The sequence below is a fragment of the Pseudomonas sp. USHLN015 genome, assembly GCF_037153275.1.
Taxonomy (GTDB): Bacteria; Pseudomonadota; Gammaproteobacteria; order Pseudomonadales; family Pseudomonadaceae; genus Metapseudomonas; species Metapseudomonas tohonis.
Genome location: NZ_JBBCKP010000010.1, coordinates 251,307 through 267,918 on the forward strand (window position 1 = coordinate 251,307; position 16,612 = coordinate 267,918).

A 16,612-nucleotide genomic window follows, 5' to 3' on the forward strand; every position below is an offset into this window, starting at 1 on the left:
GGGACGCGGGGCCTGGGCTCAGGCACCGATCTTGCGGGCGACCTCGGCCATCTGCTCGCGCAGGGCGGGGTCGATTTCCTCAGGCCGGACGTGGGCGAGGATTTTCTTCAGTACGCGCTTCTCGTTGTCATCGATTACGCCGTCGCGCTCGGCAATGGCGAGCAGGGCGGCCAGTTCGTGCACGTCCAGGCGGCCGTCGTTGGCGAAGCAGTGGATGGAGCGGAAGGACAGCTCCAGGTAGTCACGGGGTTCCGACATGGCAAGGTTCCTCTTGGTGGGTAGGCGGGCCCGTCCCCTTTTGCAAGGCGGGGCGGACCCTTTGCATGGCATCGGGCCCCGGGAGTTCCGGGGCCCGCTCGATCAGGCGTCGGCTGCCGGAGCGGCGTCAGCCTTGGGCGCGACCGCAGGGGTGCGACCATTGAGCAGGCGCGCCAGCACGTCCTGCACCACCGGGCTCTTGCCCACCACGCCTTCGATGGCCTTGCCCACGGAGAGCGACTTGGCGAAGGAGTTGAAGAAGTCGCCTTCGCCGCCGACGATCTCGATCTTCGCCTTGCCCAGTGCGGTGGCGAGCACCTCGGCCTGGTCCTTGGCGATGTCCTTGTTGGCGGCGATGGCGGCCATGGCTTCCTCAAAGCTCTTCTCCAGCTGCATGCGGAACTCCTCGTGCTGGCGAGCGCTGTCGCTGAGGGCGTCGAGGGCACCGAACTTCTTGCCCAGGCCTTCGGCCTCGGCGTTGAGGCGCTGCAGGAGGATTTCCGCTTCCGCCGAACCCAGGTCCTTGGTGGCCTTGGCCTTGGCGGCGCCGAGTTGTTCTTCGCCACGCGCCTGGGCGCCCAGCTTCTCTTCCAGCACCTTGGCTTCGGCCAGGCCGTCCTTCTCCTTGGCTGCTGCGGCGGCTTCCAGCACGCGGGCGTCGGCCAGGCCTTTCTCCTGCTCGCCACGGGCTTCGGCGATCAGTTGCTCGGCACGCACACGGGCTTCGGCGAGGCCTTCCTTCTCCTTGGCGGCGGCGGTGACTTCCAGCACCCGCGCATCGGCCAGGCCGGGGGCGGCACGCTCGGCCTCGATGCCTTCGGCCAGGCGTTTCTTGGCTTCGGCCTGCTTGGCAGCGGCTTCCAGCTCGGCCTGGGCCAGGTTGTTGATTTCCACGGCCTTGTGCTTGGAGCGGGTCTCGTCGGCCTCGGCCTGCTTGACCTGGCGCACCAGCTCCTGCTCGGCCTCGGCCTGCGCCTGGAGCACGATGACCTGCTTGGCACGCTCGGCCTCGGAGATCTCACGCACTTCCTTGATGCGCTCCTCTTCCTGGGCCACGGTCTTCTCGACGGCGACGCGGTCGCGGATCACGTTGGCGATGTTCTTGCGCTGTTCTTCCAGCGCCTTTTCCTTCTCGATGCGCTGCAGCTCGACCTCGCGCTCGCGGGCGACCACTTCCAGGTCCTTGGCACGGGTGACCTTCTCCACCTCGATGACCACGGCGCGCTGGCGGTTCTGCTGGGCCACTTCCACTTCGCGCTGGTGGTTCTCGACGCGCACGTCGATCTCCTGCTGCGCCTGGATGCGCGCCTGCTCGGCCTTGAGGCGCTCCTCTTCCTTGACCTTGGCGGTCTCGGCTTCCTCGCGGGCGCGGATGGTCTCGATCTCGCGCTTCTGCCGGGCTTCGGCGTCGGCCTGCTGGCGTTCCAGGGCCAGGGCGGCTTCGCGGGTCTCGACGTTCTTCTTCTGGATCGCCAGCTCCTGGTTGCGCTCCAGCTCGTTGGTGATGACGTTCTGCGCGGCGGTCAGCTCGGTGATCTTGCGGATGCCTTCGGCGTCGAGGATGTTGCTCGGGTCGAGGGAGTTCTTCGCGGTCTGCTCCAGGTAGTCGATGGCGACGTCTTCGAGCACGTAGCCGTTCAGGTCGTTGCCGATCACCTCGATGATGCGGTCGCGGAAGTCCTGGCGGTTCTCGAACAGCTGGACGAAGTCGAACTGCTTGCCGACGGTCTTCAGCGCTTCGGAGAACTTGGCGTTGAACAGCTCGTTCACCGCGGCGCGGTCGGAGGCACGCTCGACGCCAATGGCCTTGGCCACCTTGAGCACGTCTTCCTGGGTTTCATTGACGCGCAGGTAGAAGGCGACGGTGATGTCGGCGCGCATGTTGTCGCGGCAGATCAGCCCGTCCTTGGCACGGCGATCGACCTCCAGGGTGATCAGCGAGATGCGCATGAACTCCTTGAGGTGGATGACCGGGTACACCAGGGCGCCGGTGAAGTGCACCTTGGGCGTGGAGGACATGTCGTTGACGATCAGCGCGGTGCCCTGCGGGACCTTGATGTAGAAGGCCTTGAACAGGGCCAGGATGCCGACCACGAACAGGACGACGAGTCCGAGCACGGTCAGGAAGGGCATCACCCACTCGATGTTGTTCATTTGCAATCACTCTCCTTTGATGCTGAGGCGCACCGGGTCATATGCCCCGGAATTCGTCCTCGGTGATGACCCGATAGGCGTGCTGCGCCTCCAGGTATTCCAGTAATACGACGCGGTCGCCGCGCTTGAGCCCGAGGGCTTCGTCGGCACGGACCTTGAGGATCAGCCCGGCGCCACCGTCTTCGAGCACGGCTTCGCCATGCGCAAGGGTGACCCGGCCGCTGCGCACCATGGCGGTCTGGCCGAGCACGCTCTTGCTGGTGACGGCCTCCGCCTTGTGGAACAGCGGCCGCAGCGGGCTGCAGATGAGCGCCGCCACAGGCAGCGACAGGCCCAGCGCGACCACGGCCACGACCAGGCCCAGCGGGTAGCGCAGGAGGCCCAGGGGCAGGTGGCTGAGGACCAGGAGTTCGGCGAAATAGCTGAGGAACCAGGAGCCGGCGAACAGCAGGCTGAGCACCAGGGTGACCGGCACGCCGTTGAGCTTGAGCTTCGACAGCAGGGCCGCGACGCCATCGCCGGCGAGCAGCGAGTCGGCCTCGACGTCCAGCAGGTCGACCTCGACCAGACCGAGCGCGACGATCGCCCAGTAGACGATGGCCAGGCACAGCAGGAAGCTGAACAGCACGGTGGGGAACGACAGTGCGGTCTGCAGGAAGATTTCCATCGCTTTCCTATCCCTGAAAAGGCTGGGCGGGGTCGAGCGACCCCGCCCGTTCAACGGTGGATCAGGACTTGCCCTTGTCCTTCAGGCGGGCCAGCACGCTGTCGGCGCTGGTGCCGTCGGCGACGATGCCGGCTGCGCGCAGCTTGGCATCGAGGTCATCGTCCGGGCTGCTGGTGGCGGCCAGTTCGGCGGCCGCTTCCATCTTCGCCGCACGCTCGGCCTGCTGGCGCTTGATCCGCTCCAGCGATTCGACGGCGGTGTGCAGCTTGGTCTGCGAGCCGCTGTAGCGCTGGGCCACGGCCATCTGCGCCTTCTGCACGCTCTCGGTGGCCTTGACGGTATCGACCTGTTGTTTCAGGTGCTTGATGTTGCCTTCGGCCTGGGTCACGGCCTTGCGCAGCTGGGCCACGCTGGCGGCGAAGCCGGCGGCCTGCTCGCGCTCGACGGCCAGCTCGTTCTCCAGGTTGGCGATCTTCTCCGCCACTTCCTTGGCCAGGGCCTCGTTGCCGCTTTCCAGGGCCTTCAGGGCATAGGCTTCGTACTCGCCGATCTTGGCGGTGCATTTGCCGGCACGATCCTCGGCCAGCTTCTGCCGCGCCATGATCTCGGCCAGGGCTTCCTTGGACTTGCGCAGCTCCAGGTCGGCGTCGCGGATCTCCTGGTCGAGGATGCGCAGCGCCTGGCTGTCGACAATGGCCTCGCCGGCTTCGTTGACACCGCCGCGCAGGGCGGTGAGCAGCTTGCTCCAAACGTTCATGTGCTTCCTCCAGGTCAGGCCTGAGCCTTCAGGTAGCCTTCGTAGGCTTCGGTGGCGCGGATCACGTTGCTGGCGAGCGTCTCGATCTCGTAAACCACGTTGGACAGGATCGAGGAGGCGCTCAGGGCGCCGAACATGGTGTAGCAACGCTCGCCGCCGGGCAGCGTCTCCAGGCCGATGCTGGACAGCGGGAACAACTGGCGACTGAGCAGCACCTCCTCGTTGAAGGCAGCCACGTCGCGCACGTCGCTCTGCGGCCAGAGCAGCGCCTCGACGATGATCTGCTCACCGTGCAGGGCGACGAACAACGGCAGGTCGCCGTACTCGCGCATGGTCACGTGCAGGCTGGGCTCGGCACCTTCGATCAGCTCGATGCCGGCATCGCCACGGGTGAAGAGCTCGGTCGCGGCCAAGGCCTCGCAGAGCGCTCGCGCATTCCAGATCTGAGGCATTTCCATGGCCCCCTCCTTTTCCAGATTGACCGGCCCCGGTTGAGGCTGGCGCAGCTTGCGTTCAACCGCCAGGAGCGCCTGGGCGTTCTCCGGCAGTATCCAGACTTCCTTTTTCACCAGCCCCTGATCACGCAGGCGCTGGCGGAACAAACGTTGGTAATGGGCGGATGACTTGTTTTCCATGGGCGCAGATTAATCCATCACATGTAAGCTTTCAATCCATCACATGTAATATTTTCGAAGCGTGCCAGACGCGCGCAGGACTAAGCCTCGGAGCGGGCCCGAAGGGTTCTGCAAAGGTGGGAAGAGGAGCGACGGGGCATGAGGACCTGTCCATGGTTTCTGCTGTACGCGTGCCGTGTCGCCGGGGATTAGAACCCCCTCGTCGCGCCTTGGAAAGCGGGGATCGGCCGAAGACCGAACTGATTCACGAAAAAGCAGCCGGCCGACGGCTGCCCTGAAACGGGGCAATGGTCTAGGCTAGGCGGGTTTTTTCCTGCCCCACGGACGTGCAATGGATACCCTCGCCAAGCCCCTCGCCGGACTGAAAGTCATCGAACTCGGCACCCTGATCGCCGGCCCCTTCGCCTCGCGCCTGTGCGCGGAGTTCGGCGCCGAGGTGATCAAGGTCGAGTCCCCCGACGGCGGCGACCCGCTGCGCAAGTGGCGCAAGCTCTACGAGGGCACCTCGCTCTGGTGGTTCGTGCAGGCGCGCAACAAGAAGTCGCTGACGCTGAACCTCAAGCACCCCGACGGCATCGCCATCCTCAAGCGCCTGCTGAGCGAGGCGGACATCCTCATCGAGAACTTCCGCCCCGGCGTGCTGGAGAAGCTCGGCCTGGGCTGGGACGTGCTCCACGCGCTGAACCCCAGGCTGGTGATGCTGCGCCTCTCAGGCTTCGGCCAGAGCGGCCCGATGAAGGACCAGCCGGGCTTCGGCGCGGTGGGCGAATCCATGGGCGGGCTGCGCTACATCACCGGCTTCGAGGACCGCCCGCCGGTGCGCACCGGCATCTCCATCGGCGACTCCATCGCCGCGCTCTGGGGCGTGATCGGCGCGCTCATGGCGCTGCGCCACCGCGAGGTCAACGGCGGCGAAGGCCAGGTGGTGGACGTGGCGCTGTACGAGGCGGTGTTCGCCATGATGGAGAGCATGGTCCCGGAGTTCGACGTGTTCGGCTTCATCCGCGAACGCACCGGCAACATCATGCCCGGCATCACCCCCTCCTCCATCCACACCAGCGCCGACGGCCGCCACGTGCAGATCGGCGCCAACGGCGATGCCATCTTCAAGCGCTTCATGCTCGCCATCGACCGCGAGGACCTGGCCCTGGATCCGACGCTCGCCAGCAACGACGGCCGTGACGCGCGCCGCGACGAACTCTACGGGGTGATCGACCGCTGGGTCGGCTCGCTACCCCTGGACCAGGTGCTGGCGGTGCTGACCCGTGCCGAGGTGCCGGCCAGCCGCATCTATTCCGCCGAGGACATGTTCGCCGACCCGCAGTTCATCGCCCGCGAGATGTTCCTCCAGGCGCGCCTGCCCGACGGCAAGCCGTTCCGCATGCCCGGCATCGTGCCCAAGCTCTCGGCGACCCCGGGCTCGGCCGAATGGGTCGGCCCGGAACTGGGCGAACACAATGCCGAAGTGCTCGGTGCCCTGGGCTACGACGCCGCACGCATCGACGCCCTGCGCAAGGAAGGCGCCATCTGAGCTGCCCACCCTCCCCCTCGCCCATGGCGGGTCGGCCCGGATTCCGCTCGCGCCTGCGCGGCCTGCTGCTCGGCGGCGCGCTGCTGGTGGCCGCCGGCGGCTGTGCGGCGGCACCCGACACGCTGATCACCTGGACGGTGCGCGACATGGCGCCGTTCAACATCATGGAAGGCCCGCTCAAGGGCCAGGGCATCGCCGACCGGATGCTCGGCCTGTTGCAGCAGCGACTGCCGCAGTACCGCCACGTCAACAGCCGCGTCAATCGCGCTCGTGCCAACCAGATGTTCGCCCGCGACACCCTCACCTGCGACGCGGGCGTGCTGAGGACCCAGGAGCGCGAGCAACTGATGTACTTCTCCATCCCCACCCTGGGCGTGGTGACCAACGGCGTGGTGGTGCGCCGGGAACTGGAGGACGAGATCCAGCCCTACCTGAAGGACGGCAGGATCGACCTGGCGGCCTTTCTCGCCGACCCGCGCCAGCGCCTCGGCGTACTGGTGGAACGCAGCTACGGGCCGTCGATCGACGCCACGCTTCACGCCGCAGCCCCCGAGCGCCTGCTGGTGCACCACGGCAACAACGCCCTGGGCAGCCTGCTGCAGATGCAACAGCACGGCCGCATCAGCGCCCTGCTCGGCTACTGGCCCGAGGTGCGCTACCTGGCCGAGACCGATGGCGTGGATGTCTCCGACCTGCGCTTCCATCCGGTGCAGGGCATGCCCAGCTACCTGCTCGCCTACGTGGGCTGCTCGAAGACACCCGAAGGCAAGCGGGCCATCGAGGCGATCAACGAGGTGATCCGCGAGCTGCGCGGCGAGGAGCTGATCCAGCTCTACGCCCGCTGGCTGGACGGCCCCACCCGCGAGGCCTACCTGCAGGACGCCAAGGGCTTTTTCGGGAAGGATTGAGCCCGCCCCACCTTGCGCAAGGCCGGCACCTGCACAAACGCGACATGACGCACATCCTCCCTGCAGCAGGTTGCCCAGTTGCAGGCTTGCTTGTCTCAGCTCAAGGAAAGTTCCTGGCCACGCGGTATCTCTGTAGCCAACGACGGTAGTCATTACGGAGATGATCATGCACGACGAGGAAGCGATGTCCCTTTCCCGCCGCACCCTGCTCGCAGGCGCGGTGGTGCTCGGCGTCACCGGCTCGGTGCTCGGCAGCGGCAAGGCGCTGGCCGGGGCGGAGCCGGCACCGAAGAAACCGGGCGAGGCCCCGGACCTGTCCAGGCTGGAGCGGGTCAAGGTCGAGCTGGTCGCCCCACCCTTCGTCCACGCCCACGAGGCCCGCGCCAGCGGCTCGCCGAAGGTGGTGGAGTTCACCCTGACCATCGAAGAGAAGACCCTGGTGCTCGACGACGAAGGCACCGAAGTCCACGCCATGACCTTCAACGGCTCGGTACCCGGCCCGCTGATGGTGGTGCACCAGGACGACTACGTGGAGCTCACCCTGGTCAACCCCGCGACCAACGGCATGGCCCACAACATCGACTTCCACGCCGCCACCGGTGCCCTGGGCGGCGGCGCGCTGACCATCGTCAGCCCCGGCGAGCAGGTGAAGCTGCGCTTCAAGGCCACCCGCGCCGGCGTATTCGTCTACCACTGCGCACCGGGTGGCGCGATGATCCCCTGGCACGTGGTCTCGGGCATGAACGGCGCGATCATGGTGCTGCCCCGTGACGGCCTGAAGGACCGCGCCGGCAAGGGGCTGAAGTACGACAAGGTGTTCTACGTCGGCGAACAGGACTTCTACGTCCCGCGTGACAAGGACGGCAGGTTCAAGCGCTACGCCAGCCCGATGGAGAGCTTCGCCGACATGCTGGGCGTCATGAAGGGGCTGGTCCCCAGCCACATCGTGTTCAACGGCAAGGTGGGCGCCCTGACCGGCAAGAACGCCCTCAAGGCCCGCGTCGGCGATACGGTGCTGGTCGTCCACTCCCAGGCCAACCGCGACACCCGCCCGCACCTGATCGGCGGCCACGGCGACCACGTCTGGGCCAGCGGCAAGTTCAGCAACCCGCCGGAGCAGGACCTGGAGACCTGGTTCATCCCGGGTGGCGCGGCCGGCGCGGCGCTCTACACCTTCCGCCAGCCGGGCCTGTACGCCTACCTCAACCACAACCTGATCGAAGGCGTGCTGCTGGGCGCCACCGCGCACTTCCAGGTCGAGGGCGAATGGGACGCCGACCTGATGAGCCAGGTCGAGCCGCCATCGCCGATCAAATGAGCCCGCCGGCCGGCCCGCAAGGGCCGGCCATCCACCCTGGCCAACGGACGCCGCCGCCATGCACAAGGCCACCCGGATCAGCCTGCCAGCCGTCTTCGCCATCGCGGCGGCGGCCCTTCTCCTCGGCCCCCGTCACCCGCCCGAACCGGCACCGGAAACGGTGGCACTGATGGCCCGTGCCTTCACCTTCCGCCCCGCCGGCGACTACTGGCAGGAGGCACGCGCCATCGACGCCCCCGCCCGGCGCGAGCGGCTACAACCCGGCTTCGAGGTGATGAAGTACCAGGTCAGCCAGGCCGAATACGCGCGCTGCGTGGCCGAGGGCGACTGCCTGCCGCTGAGCGAAGGGGGCAGCCCCCGCGACGACCTGCCCATCACCGGCGTGAGCCTGCTGGACGCACAGTTCTATGCCGACTGGCTAAGCCGCCGCACCGGCCAGCGCTGGCGCCTGCCCAGTGACCTGGAATGGGCCTTCTTCGCCGGCTCGCGCTGGGCCGACGACGCCCTGCTCATCGACAACGACGGCAGCAACCCGGCACGGCGCTGGCTGGCCCGCTACAGCTTCGAGGCCGAGATGCGCACCACCGAATCGGCCCGGCCGCTGGCACGCGGCGGCCATGGGCTCAACGAATTCGGCATCGCCGACCTCGCCGGCAACGTCTGGGAATGGACCGACAGCTGCCACCAGCGCATCAAGCTCGATGCCCGAGGGGCGCAGCTCAGCCGCATCGAGGCCTGCTCGATCCGCATCGCCGAAGGCCGCCACCGCGCAGCGATCAACGACTTCGTGCGCGACGCGCGCGGCGGTGGCTGCACCGCCGGACAGCCGCCGGACAACCTCGGCTTCCGCCTGGTCAGGGACATCCCGTGATCCCCCTCGACTGCGCCTGGCTGGCTAGCTTGCCACTCACCTCAACGCCCTGGGCGGCCACAACCAGCGGTGCTGCCAGTGCCCCAGGATTCAACCTCGCTCGGGCCTGGTTATAGGCCCCGTTCAATCAGCATCAGGCCATTGCTCTCGCGCAAGGTGCCCATCTGATCGTGGTTAATCCAGACATTGAGTGATCGATCCATCAATCTCGCGCCGGCTCAAGGCTCTCGGAATGGGCCACCTTGTTTCGCTTGTTGTTCATGGTTTCAAGAATTCTCAAAGTGTCGTGAGCGAAGGGCTCTGGCACCTCGACCGTTATGGACAGGCCAAGCTCCTGCATCACCTGAAACAACTTGCTCCATTGAACCGTCTCGCCACCACGCTCGACTTTACCCAAGAAGTTTTCGGATACGCCGATGCTTCCCGCCGTATCGTCCTGGCGCATTTGCATCGCCTTGCGGCTCGCGCTAATGAGCGAACCAAGCTGCTCGGGGGAATTGATGTCGAACTTCATTTCACAGTCCTCACACTTTCGACTGTGAGGAGAGGTGCGATAACGCCGCAGCCGATGGGCATCACCATCCCTTGCCCTCCCACTCCCTCCTCCCTATCCTCCCCGAGCCACGGTAAATCCCGTGGCCGGGTTTGACAGCCCGATGACAAGGCGCGGTGCGCCACAAGGTGCATGCGGAAAACAGCGAATGTTTTTTGCAGGCACGAGCACGCATGCAGTTTTCAACTGCATTGCTTTATGGCGGATCGCGCGGGGAGACCCTCGTGGTCTGCCGGTCTCTTGTCCCGGTCTGTCAACCCCGTGCGATTCGCCACCCTTCGAATGACAGCGAAGGATGGCGGAGTGGTCCACCGGACAAGGAACCTATGCCATGAAAAATGCATTCACTCCTCTCGTTTTCTATCACCACCACCAACGCCTGCGCGCCGTGATGGTCGACAACCAGCCCTGGTTCGTCGCCCATGATTTCGCGCAGTTGATCGGCCTCGCCGATGCCCTTCCCTTGCTCCCGACCCTGGAGCCTCACCAGCAGCAAACCCTCGCCCTCATCTACACCGACGGCTTCCACGAAGAGGTGGTGGTGATCAGCGATATCGGCGCCTACCGGGCGCTGTTCCAGTTCGGCACGCCCAGGCACGGCAGTGTGGGCCGCTGGGTGAACGAGGTGCTGGTGCCGACGCTGCATGACTATCACCGCACGCCCGATGCGGCACCCATTCGCGAAACGCTGATCTACGAGGGCCGGCAGTTGGGTGTAGTGCGCTGGCAGGGTGAGCTGTGGGTGGCGTGGCGGGATTTGCCGCTGTTCATGGCCGGCCGCCAGGAGGTGTCGGTATGAGCCAGGAGGTGGCAGAACGCCGGCTGCGGCAGTTGGTGGATCGGATGGAGTCTCGGTTGAACACCGTGCATGTGATCGCCGAGATCATCCGGGACAACGCGGGCCTGCGCGAGGGAATCCCCGGGCCCTACCTGGATGAGGTCGGCGAAGGGGCCTTGATGGATGCGATGGTGGACCTGTGCCGCAGCAACCAGCAGGAGTTCTGGCAGTTGATGAAGCTGGAGCAGCTGGCGTTGTGGAAGAGCTGACCTGAGCCTGGCCCCTCTCGGATCGGGAGGGGCCTTTGGGGCAACGGGGTTGCCCTTGTACGGGTGCTCTGGATGGACCGCGCGGGAGAAGTCTTTCACGAGTAAAAATCCACGCTCGTGGAAGGTGGCTTCGCTTTTGCCCGTCTGGAAGGGTCGCAATCAGGCCTCGGAGCATGCAGCCGCCGCTCACTCCGGACGTAGGGTGTGCTGCGCGCACCTCGGACTCGCCACCAGCACCGCGCTGAATGCACCCGTCATGCACATGTGGCCCTGTTGCAGACAGCCTTGCGCGGGAACTCCCCCGCCCTCTGTCGAGTGGTTTCCCGCATTCGCGAGGATGACGGGGGTTGGCTGGGCGCCCGGATTTGTACCGTCACCCTCGCGAACGCGGGGGCCACTGAAACGTTGTGCCATGCAGATTCGGGCACCGCTGCGCGAATGAAATCGATCCCACACCGCTGCGGCACTCCATGGTGCTGCTCCATCCGGACGATGCGCCTGCACAGGTGCGGGGCGAAGCCTTGCCGGTCCTCATCACGTGCTGCTGGTGCGCGAGTACGCCATGGGGGTGGAACAGCGCCGGCCGGGGTCAACCCCTGCCAGGCGCAGATCGCCAACTGCTATCGCCCGGTGCTGCGCCTCTAGCGCTGCGACCTATTGCCGCGCATGCCGCACGGTGCACCCGGGCTACGCCCGGAACCACGCGCCTTGCGGCATGAGCGGTCATCCCGCTCCATCTGATACGGTTTTTGTCCGTTCACCTGAATCTGTTTCCAGTATCAGCCTCTCCCTATAGTCCGCCTCGCCGTCATAGCCCAAAAGGCCAGCATCATGAGCGAGATGATTCCCGTCAGGCAGGTAGAGGTCGTCCAACCGAGTCGCCCCGCCGCCGCCAGCAAGTCCCTTTACGCCTCCAGTGCCCCCATCCACACCCGCAGTTTCACGGGACGGTTCCGCAACTTCCGCCTGCTCGGCGCGGGGCTGCTGTGCCTGTTGTTCTTCGGCACTCTCTGGTTCGACTGGGATGGCCGCCAGGCCGTGCTCTGGAGCCTGGAGGACAGCAAGTTCTACATCTTCGGCGCGACCTTCTGGCCGCAGGATTTCATCCTGCTTTCGGGGCTGCTGATCATCTGCGCCTTCGGGCTGTTCTTCATCACGGTGTTCGCCGGCCGCGTCTGGTGCGGCTACAGCTGCCCGCAAAGCGTCTGGACCTGGATGTTCATGTGGGTCGAGCAGCGCACCCAGGGCGACCGCAACCAGCGCATCAAGCTGGCCGCCGCCCCCTGGGGCGTGGAGAAGGTGGCGCGCAACGTCGCCAAGCACGGCCTGTGGCTCGCCATCAGCCTGGCGACGGCGGTGACCTTCGTCGGTTACTTCACCCCCGTGCGCGAACTGGCCACCGAGCTGGTGACCCTTCAGGCCGGCGGCGTCTCGCTGTTCTGGGTGCTGTTCTTCACCGCCGCCACCTACGTGAACGCCGGCTGGATGCGCGAGCAGGTGTGCATCCACATGTGCCCCTACGCCCGCTTCCAGAGCGTGATGTTCGACAAGGACACGCTGATCGTTTCCTACGACGCCGCCCGGGGCGAGTCCCGTGGGGCGCGCAAGAAGGGTAGCGACCCGAAGGCCCAGGGCCTGGGTGATTGCATCGATTGCACGGTGTGCGTGCAGGTCTGCCCCACCGGCATCGACATCCGCGATGGCCTGCAGATCGCCTGCATCGGCTGCGCGGCCTGCGTGGACGCCTGTGATTCGGTGATGGACAAGATGGGCTACGCCCGTGGCCTGGTGGGCTACAGCTCGGAACGCGCCCTGGAGGGCGGCCACACCCACCTGCTGCGGCCGCGCCTGATCGGCTACGCCACGGCCCTGGTGCTGATGATCGGCGCCTTCGGCTGGTTGCTGGCCTCGCGTTCGGAAATCTCCGTGGACGTGATCAAGGACCGTGGCATGTTCCGCGAGAACGCCGCCGGCGAGATCGAGAACATCTACAACCTCAAGCTGATCAACAAGACCCAGCTCAGCCATCGCTACCGCCTGGAGCTGGCCGAGGGCGAGGGCCTGCGCCTGCAGGCACCGGCGGAGGTGAGCATCGAGGCTGGGGAGATCCTCGAGCTGCCGGTCTCGGTGGCGCAGGAAGACGACACCCTGGGCGGCGGCTCCCGCGAGCTGGTGTTCCGCATCACCAGCCTGGACGGCGACACGGCGACCGCCACCGCCGACAGCACCTTCGTCAGCCCGAGGCGCTGAGCATGGACGGCGCAGCTGGCGGCGTCCCGACGCAGCGCTTAGAGTGGGCGGCCCAGGCCGCCCACCCGCAGGACAAGATGAAGCGCTACGAGAAATTCGCCGACGAGATCGCCGAACTGATCCGTACCGGCGTGCTCGCACCGGGCCAGAAGGTGCCCTCGGTGCGGCATGCCAGCCGCACCTACGGCGTCAGCGCCTCCACCGTGTTCCAGGCCTACTACCTGCTGGAGAGCCGTGGCCTGATCATGGCCCGCGCACGCTCCGGCTACTTCGTCTGCCAGCACGTGCAGCGCCCGCTGCGCGAGCCAGAGGTGGCCAGCCGCGAGGCCGCCACCACCGAGGTGGATGTCAGCGAGCTGGTGTTCTCGGTGCTCAGCTCCATCAAGGACCCGGACACCGTGCCCTTCGGCTCGGCCTTCCCCAGTCCGGAGCTGTTCCCCCTGCAACGCCTGGCGCGCTCCATGTCCCACGCGGTGCGGGAGATGGACCCGCGCTCCACCGTCGCCGACATGACGCCTGGCAACCACGGCCTGCGCCGGCAGATCGCCCTGCGCTACATGGTCGGCGGCCTGCCGCTGCCCATCGAGGAGCTGGTGATCACCAACGGCGCACTGGAGGCACTCAACCTCTGCCTGCAGGTGGTGACCCGCCCGGGCGACCTGGTGGCCATCGAGTCGCCGGCCTTCTACGCCAGCCTGCAGGTGCTGGAACGGCTCAAGCTGAAGGCGGTGGAGATCCCCGTGCACCCCCGCGAGGGCATCGACCTGGAAGTGCTGGAGCGCAGCCTCGGACAGTTGCCGATCAAGGCCTGCTGGTTCATGAGCAACTTCCACAACCCGCTGGGGGCGAGCCTGGCCGAAGCGCGCAAGCGACGCCTGGCGGAACTGCTCAAGCAATACCAGGTGCCGATGATCGAGGACGACGTCTATGCCGAGCTGTATTTCGGCCAACAGGCGCCCAAGCCGGTGAAGGCCTTCGACAGCGAGGGCCTGGTGATGCACTGCAGTTCGTTCTCCAAGAGCCTGGCACCGGGCTACCGGGTCGGCTGGGTGTCCGGGGGGCGCTATGCCGGGGAGATCGAGCGGCTGAAGCTGATGACCAGCATTTCCGCCTCGGTCCCGGCCCAGGCGGCCATCGCCGACTACCTGCAGCACGGCGGCTACGACCGCCACCTGCGACGCCTGCGCTACGCCCTGGAAAGCCAGCAGAACGCGATGCTCGCCGCGGTCGCCCGCCATCTGCCGGAGCAGACCCGGGTGAGCCGTCCGGACGGGGGCTACTTCCTCTGGCTGGAATTCCCCGAGCAGGTGGACTCGCTGCGCCTGTTCCAGCTGGCGCTCGCCCAGGGCATCAGCATCGCGCCGGGGCCGATCTTCTCGGCGACCCGGAGCTTCAGCAATTGCGCACGCCTGAACTACGGCCACCCCTGGACGACACGCAGCGAACAGGCGATGGAAACACTCGGACGTATCATCCGCAGCCTCTGAACATGCACCAGGGAAGTGCACGGCGAGTGCAACGAAAGTTGAACTCGTCGTGCCTTCGGCTTTCTATTCGATAGAGCTTCTGGTGAGTTTCCCTATATACTTCGCCGCCCCTCCGAAGTTAGCCGGCTTAATTGCGCGAAGGCGCGGTGCGCCTGGCTCTCGGTGGTGTGTGAAAGTCGACCGGGACGGTCGCTGAAGAAAATGGAACGGCCGTCCGGCCCAAGTCCATGACAGGCGAAAGTTGCAGAAGGCCCTCGCGCCTTCCATCGCCGGAAACTCAAGACCCATTATTCAGACCAAGCGGATCAACACGTGACGAAAGACGAACTGCGCGCCGAACTCGAGCGCCAGGAAAAACGTTACAAGGATGTTTACGGCGGCGAAGTGACCACTTACGCCGCGCAGCCCGAACCCGAACGCAAACCCTGGCGCAAGCGCCCCACCTACCAGGACCAGGCCTTCGAGCGGGAAATCCAGAAGATCGAGAAAGAACTCGGCCAGGACAGCTGAAACGATTTCGAACAATGCCCTGCATGGCCCTGATTTACTGGGCTGCGCTGCCGTGACGCAGTGGCAACGGGTACCGATCGGCGGTCAGACGCTGGGCGCGGGCCGGTTTTCTGGCATAATTCGCGCCCCCTAACCAGCCTGTCACTAAACCTTCATGTTCGATCTCTTCAGCGGGCTTGATGCCTGGCTGGTGCTGAGCCTGTTGCTCGCCCTGGCATTCGTCCTGACCTTCGAGTTCATCAACGGTTTCCATGACACCGCCAACGCGGTCGCCACGGTCATCTACACCAAGGCCATGTCGCCCTACCGCGCGGTGGTCCTCTCCGGCATCTTCAACTTCCTCGGCGTGCTGCTGGGCGGCGTCGGCGTCGCCTACGCCATCGTCCACCTGCTGCCGGTGGAGCTGCTGATCAACGTCAACACCGGCCACGGCCTGGCCATGGTGTTCTCGCTGCTGGCGGCGGCCATCACCTGGAACCTCGGCACCTGGTACTTCGGTATCCCGGCCTCCAGCTCGCACACCCTGATCGGTTCGATCCTCGGCGTCGGCCTGGCCAACGCGCTGATCAGCGACCTGCCGCTGGGCGAAGGCGTGAACTGGGGCAAGGCCATCGATATCGGCCTGTCGCTGATCTTCTCGCCGGCCGCCGGCTTCATGGTCGCGGCATTGCTGCTGCTGTCGCTGAAGTGGCTGTACCCGGCGTCGAAGATGCACAAGACCCCGGAGACCCGCAAGGAAGTCGACGACAAGAAGCACCCGCCCTTCTGGAACCGCCTGGTACTGGTGCTTTCGGCCATGGCCGTGAGCTTCGTGCACGGCTCCAACGACGGCCAGAAAGGCATCGGCCTGATCATGCTGGTGCTGATCGGCATCGTCCCGGCCAAGTTCGTGCTCGACCTGAACAGCACCACCTACCAGATCGAACGCACCCGTGACGCGGCCACGCACCTGAGCCAGTTCTACCAGCGCCACACCGACACCCTCGGTGAGATGCTGGCCCTGGGCAAGGCCACTCCCAGCGAGATGCCGCAGGCGTTCCGTTGCGATCCCAAGCAGACCGAAGCGACCATCGCCGGGCTGATGACCAACCTCAAGGGCGTGGCCAGCTACACCGACATGAGCGAGGCAACCCGCGTCGAGACCCGTCGCTACCTGCTCTGCCTGGACGACACCGCGAAGAAGGTGGGCAAGCTCTCCGACCTGCCGGCGCGCGAGAAGGCGGACCTGGAGAAGCTGCGCAAGGACCTGACCGCCACCACCGAATATGCCCCCTTCTGGGTGATCATCGCGGTGGCCCTGGCCCTCGGCATCGGCACCATGGTCGGCTGGAAGCGCGTGGTACTCACCGTCGGCGAGAAGATCGGCAAGCAGGGCATGAGCTATGCCCAGGGCATGAGCGCGCAGATCACCGCCGCCGCCGCCATCGGCCTGGCCAACATCTACAGCCTGCCGGTATCCACCACCCACGTGCTGTCATCCGGCGTCGCCGGCACCATGGTCGCCAACAAGAGCGGCCTGCAGGGCGGCACCGTGCGCAATATCCTGCTGGCCTGGGTGCTGACCCTGCCCACCTCCATGGCCCTGGCCGCCGCGCTGTTCTGGATCTCGACCAAGCTGTTCGTCTGATCCCCTCAGCCATGAAAAAGGGCGCCTCAGGGCGCCCTT

16 protein-coding genes are annotated in these 16,612 nt (G+C 66.1%); 10 read left to right on the forward strand and 6 right to left on the reverse strand.

The window, feature by feature from the left end:
- Positions 1–18: 18 nt before the first annotated feature.
- The 5 genes from WFQ67_RS21505 to bacA form a co-directional block, all read right to left on the reverse strand.
- Positions 19–258, reverse strand: a complete 240-nt coding sequence (locus WFQ67_RS21505; protein ID WP_271105225.1) for a hypothetical protein — start codon at positions 256–258, stop codon at positions 19–21.
- A 102-nt stretch (positions 259–360) separates the two neighbouring features.
- Positions 361–2,412, reverse strand: coding sequence for a flotillin family protein (locus tag WFQ67_RS21510; RefSeq protein ID WP_373874747.1), 2,052 nt, complete (start codon positions 2,410–2,412; stop codon positions 361–363).
- A 37-nt stretch (positions 2,413–2,449) separates the two neighbouring features.
- Positions 2,450–3,079 (reverse strand): OB-fold-containig protein, encoded by a 630-nt coding sequence (locus WFQ67_RS21515; protein WP_213628672.1) that lies wholly within the window; start codon positions 3,077–3,079, stop codon positions 2,450–2,452.
- A gap of 61 nt (positions 3,080–3,140) precedes the next feature.
- Positions 3,141–3,836 carry a PspA/IM30 family protein gene (locus tag WFQ67_RS21520; protein WP_337058119.1) on the reverse strand — a complete coding sequence of 232 codons (696 nt, stop codon included), beginning with the start codon at positions 3,834–3,836 and terminating at the stop codon, positions 3,141–3,143.
- Positions 3,837–3,850: 14 nt separating this feature from the next.
- On the reverse strand, positions 3,851–4,471 hold the full coding sequence (gene bacA / locus WFQ67_RS21525; RefSeq protein WP_263153043.1) for a biofilm formation regulator BacA: 621 nt from the start codon (positions 4,469–4,471) through the stop codon (positions 3,851–3,853).
- Between the two features lie 331 nt (positions 4,472–4,802).
- Between bacA and WFQ67_RS21530 the strand changes: the two genes are divergently transcribed.
- The 4 genes from WFQ67_RS21530 to WFQ67_RS21545 all read left to right on the forward strand — a co-directional run bounded on the left by WFQ67_RS21530 (position 4,803) and on the right by WFQ67_RS21545 (position 9,099).
- Positions 4,803–6,002 carry a CaiB/BaiF CoA transferase family protein gene (locus WFQ67_RS21530; protein ID WP_213628669.1) on the forward strand — a complete coding sequence of 400 codons (1,200 nt, stop codon included), beginning with the start codon at positions 4,803–4,805 and terminating at the stop codon, positions 6,000–6,002.
- A gap of 23 nt (positions 6,003–6,025) precedes the next feature.
- Positions 6,026–6,910: a TIGR02285 family protein gene (locus WFQ67_RS21535; RefSeq protein WP_337058120.1), complete on the forward strand. Its 885-nt coding sequence runs from the start codon at positions 6,026–6,028 to the stop codon at positions 6,908–6,910.
- Between the two features lie 166 nt (positions 6,911–7,076).
- Positions 7,077–8,228, forward strand: coding sequence for a copper-containing nitrite reductase (nirK, locus tag WFQ67_RS21540; protein ID WP_442969615.1), 1,152 nt, complete (start codon positions 7,077–7,079; stop codon positions 8,226–8,228).
- 58 nt (positions 8,229–8,286) lie between these two features.
- A complete protein-coding gene (locus tag WFQ67_RS21545; RefSeq protein ID WP_337058121.1) occupies positions 8,287–9,099 on the forward strand; it encodes an SUMF1/EgtB/PvdO family nonheme iron enzyme in 813 nt (270 codons plus the stop codon).
- A 202-nt stretch (positions 9,100–9,301) separates the two neighbouring features.
- On the opposite strand, the gene WFQ67_RS21550 is transcribed toward WFQ67_RS21545, so the two are convergent.
- Positions 9,302–9,613 (reverse strand): transcriptional regulator, encoded by a 312-nt coding sequence (locus tag WFQ67_RS21550; RefSeq protein WP_337058122.1) that lies wholly within the window; start codon positions 9,611–9,613, stop codon positions 9,302–9,304.
- 370 nt (positions 9,614–9,983) lie between these two features.
- Here WFQ67_RS21550 and WFQ67_RS21555 point away from each other — a divergent pair, with 370 nt between their 5' ends.
- The 6 genes from WFQ67_RS21555 (at position 9,984) to WFQ67_RS21580 (ending at position 16,573) form a co-directional block, all read left to right on the forward strand.
- The gene (locus WFQ67_RS21555; RefSeq protein ID WP_337058123.1) at positions 9,984–10,451 is read left to right on the forward strand and encodes a BRO-N domain-containing protein; all 468 of its coding nucleotides are present in this window, start codon (positions 9,984–9,986) and stop codon (positions 10,449–10,451) included.
- Entirely contained in the window at positions 10,448–10,699 is a 252-nt protein-coding gene (locus WFQ67_RS21560) for a hypothetical protein (RefSeq protein WP_173178733.1), read from the forward strand. Before WFQ67_RS21555 ends, WFQ67_RS21560 begins: the two co-directional genes overlap by 4 nt.
- A gap of 831 nt (positions 10,700–11,530) precedes the next feature.
- Positions 11,531–12,949 carry a cytochrome c oxidase accessory protein CcoG gene (ccoG, locus tag WFQ67_RS21565; RefSeq protein WP_173178735.1) on the forward strand — a complete coding sequence of 473 codons (1,419 nt, stop codon included), beginning with the start codon at positions 11,531–11,533 and terminating at the stop codon, positions 12,947–12,949.
- Positions 12,950–13,026: 77 nt separating this feature from the next.
- A complete protein-coding gene (gene mapR / locus WFQ67_RS21570) occupies positions 13,027–14,436 on the forward strand; it encodes a GntR family transcriptional regulator MpaR (protein WP_337058159.1) in 1,410 nt (469 codons plus the stop codon).
- A 312-nt stretch (positions 14,437–14,748) separates the two neighbouring features.
- The gene (locus WFQ67_RS21575; RefSeq protein WP_111263385.1) at positions 14,749–14,946 is read left to right on the forward strand and encodes a hypothetical protein; all 198 of its coding nucleotides are present in this window, start codon (positions 14,749–14,751) and stop codon (positions 14,944–14,946) included.
- 154 nt (positions 14,947–15,100) lie between these two features.
- The gene (locus tag WFQ67_RS21580) at positions 15,101–16,573 is read left to right on the forward strand and encodes an inorganic phosphate transporter (protein WP_213628650.1); all 1,473 of its coding nucleotides are present in this window, start codon (positions 15,101–15,103) and stop codon (positions 16,571–16,573) included.
- The last annotated feature ends 39 nt before the right edge of the window (positions 16,574–16,612 follow it).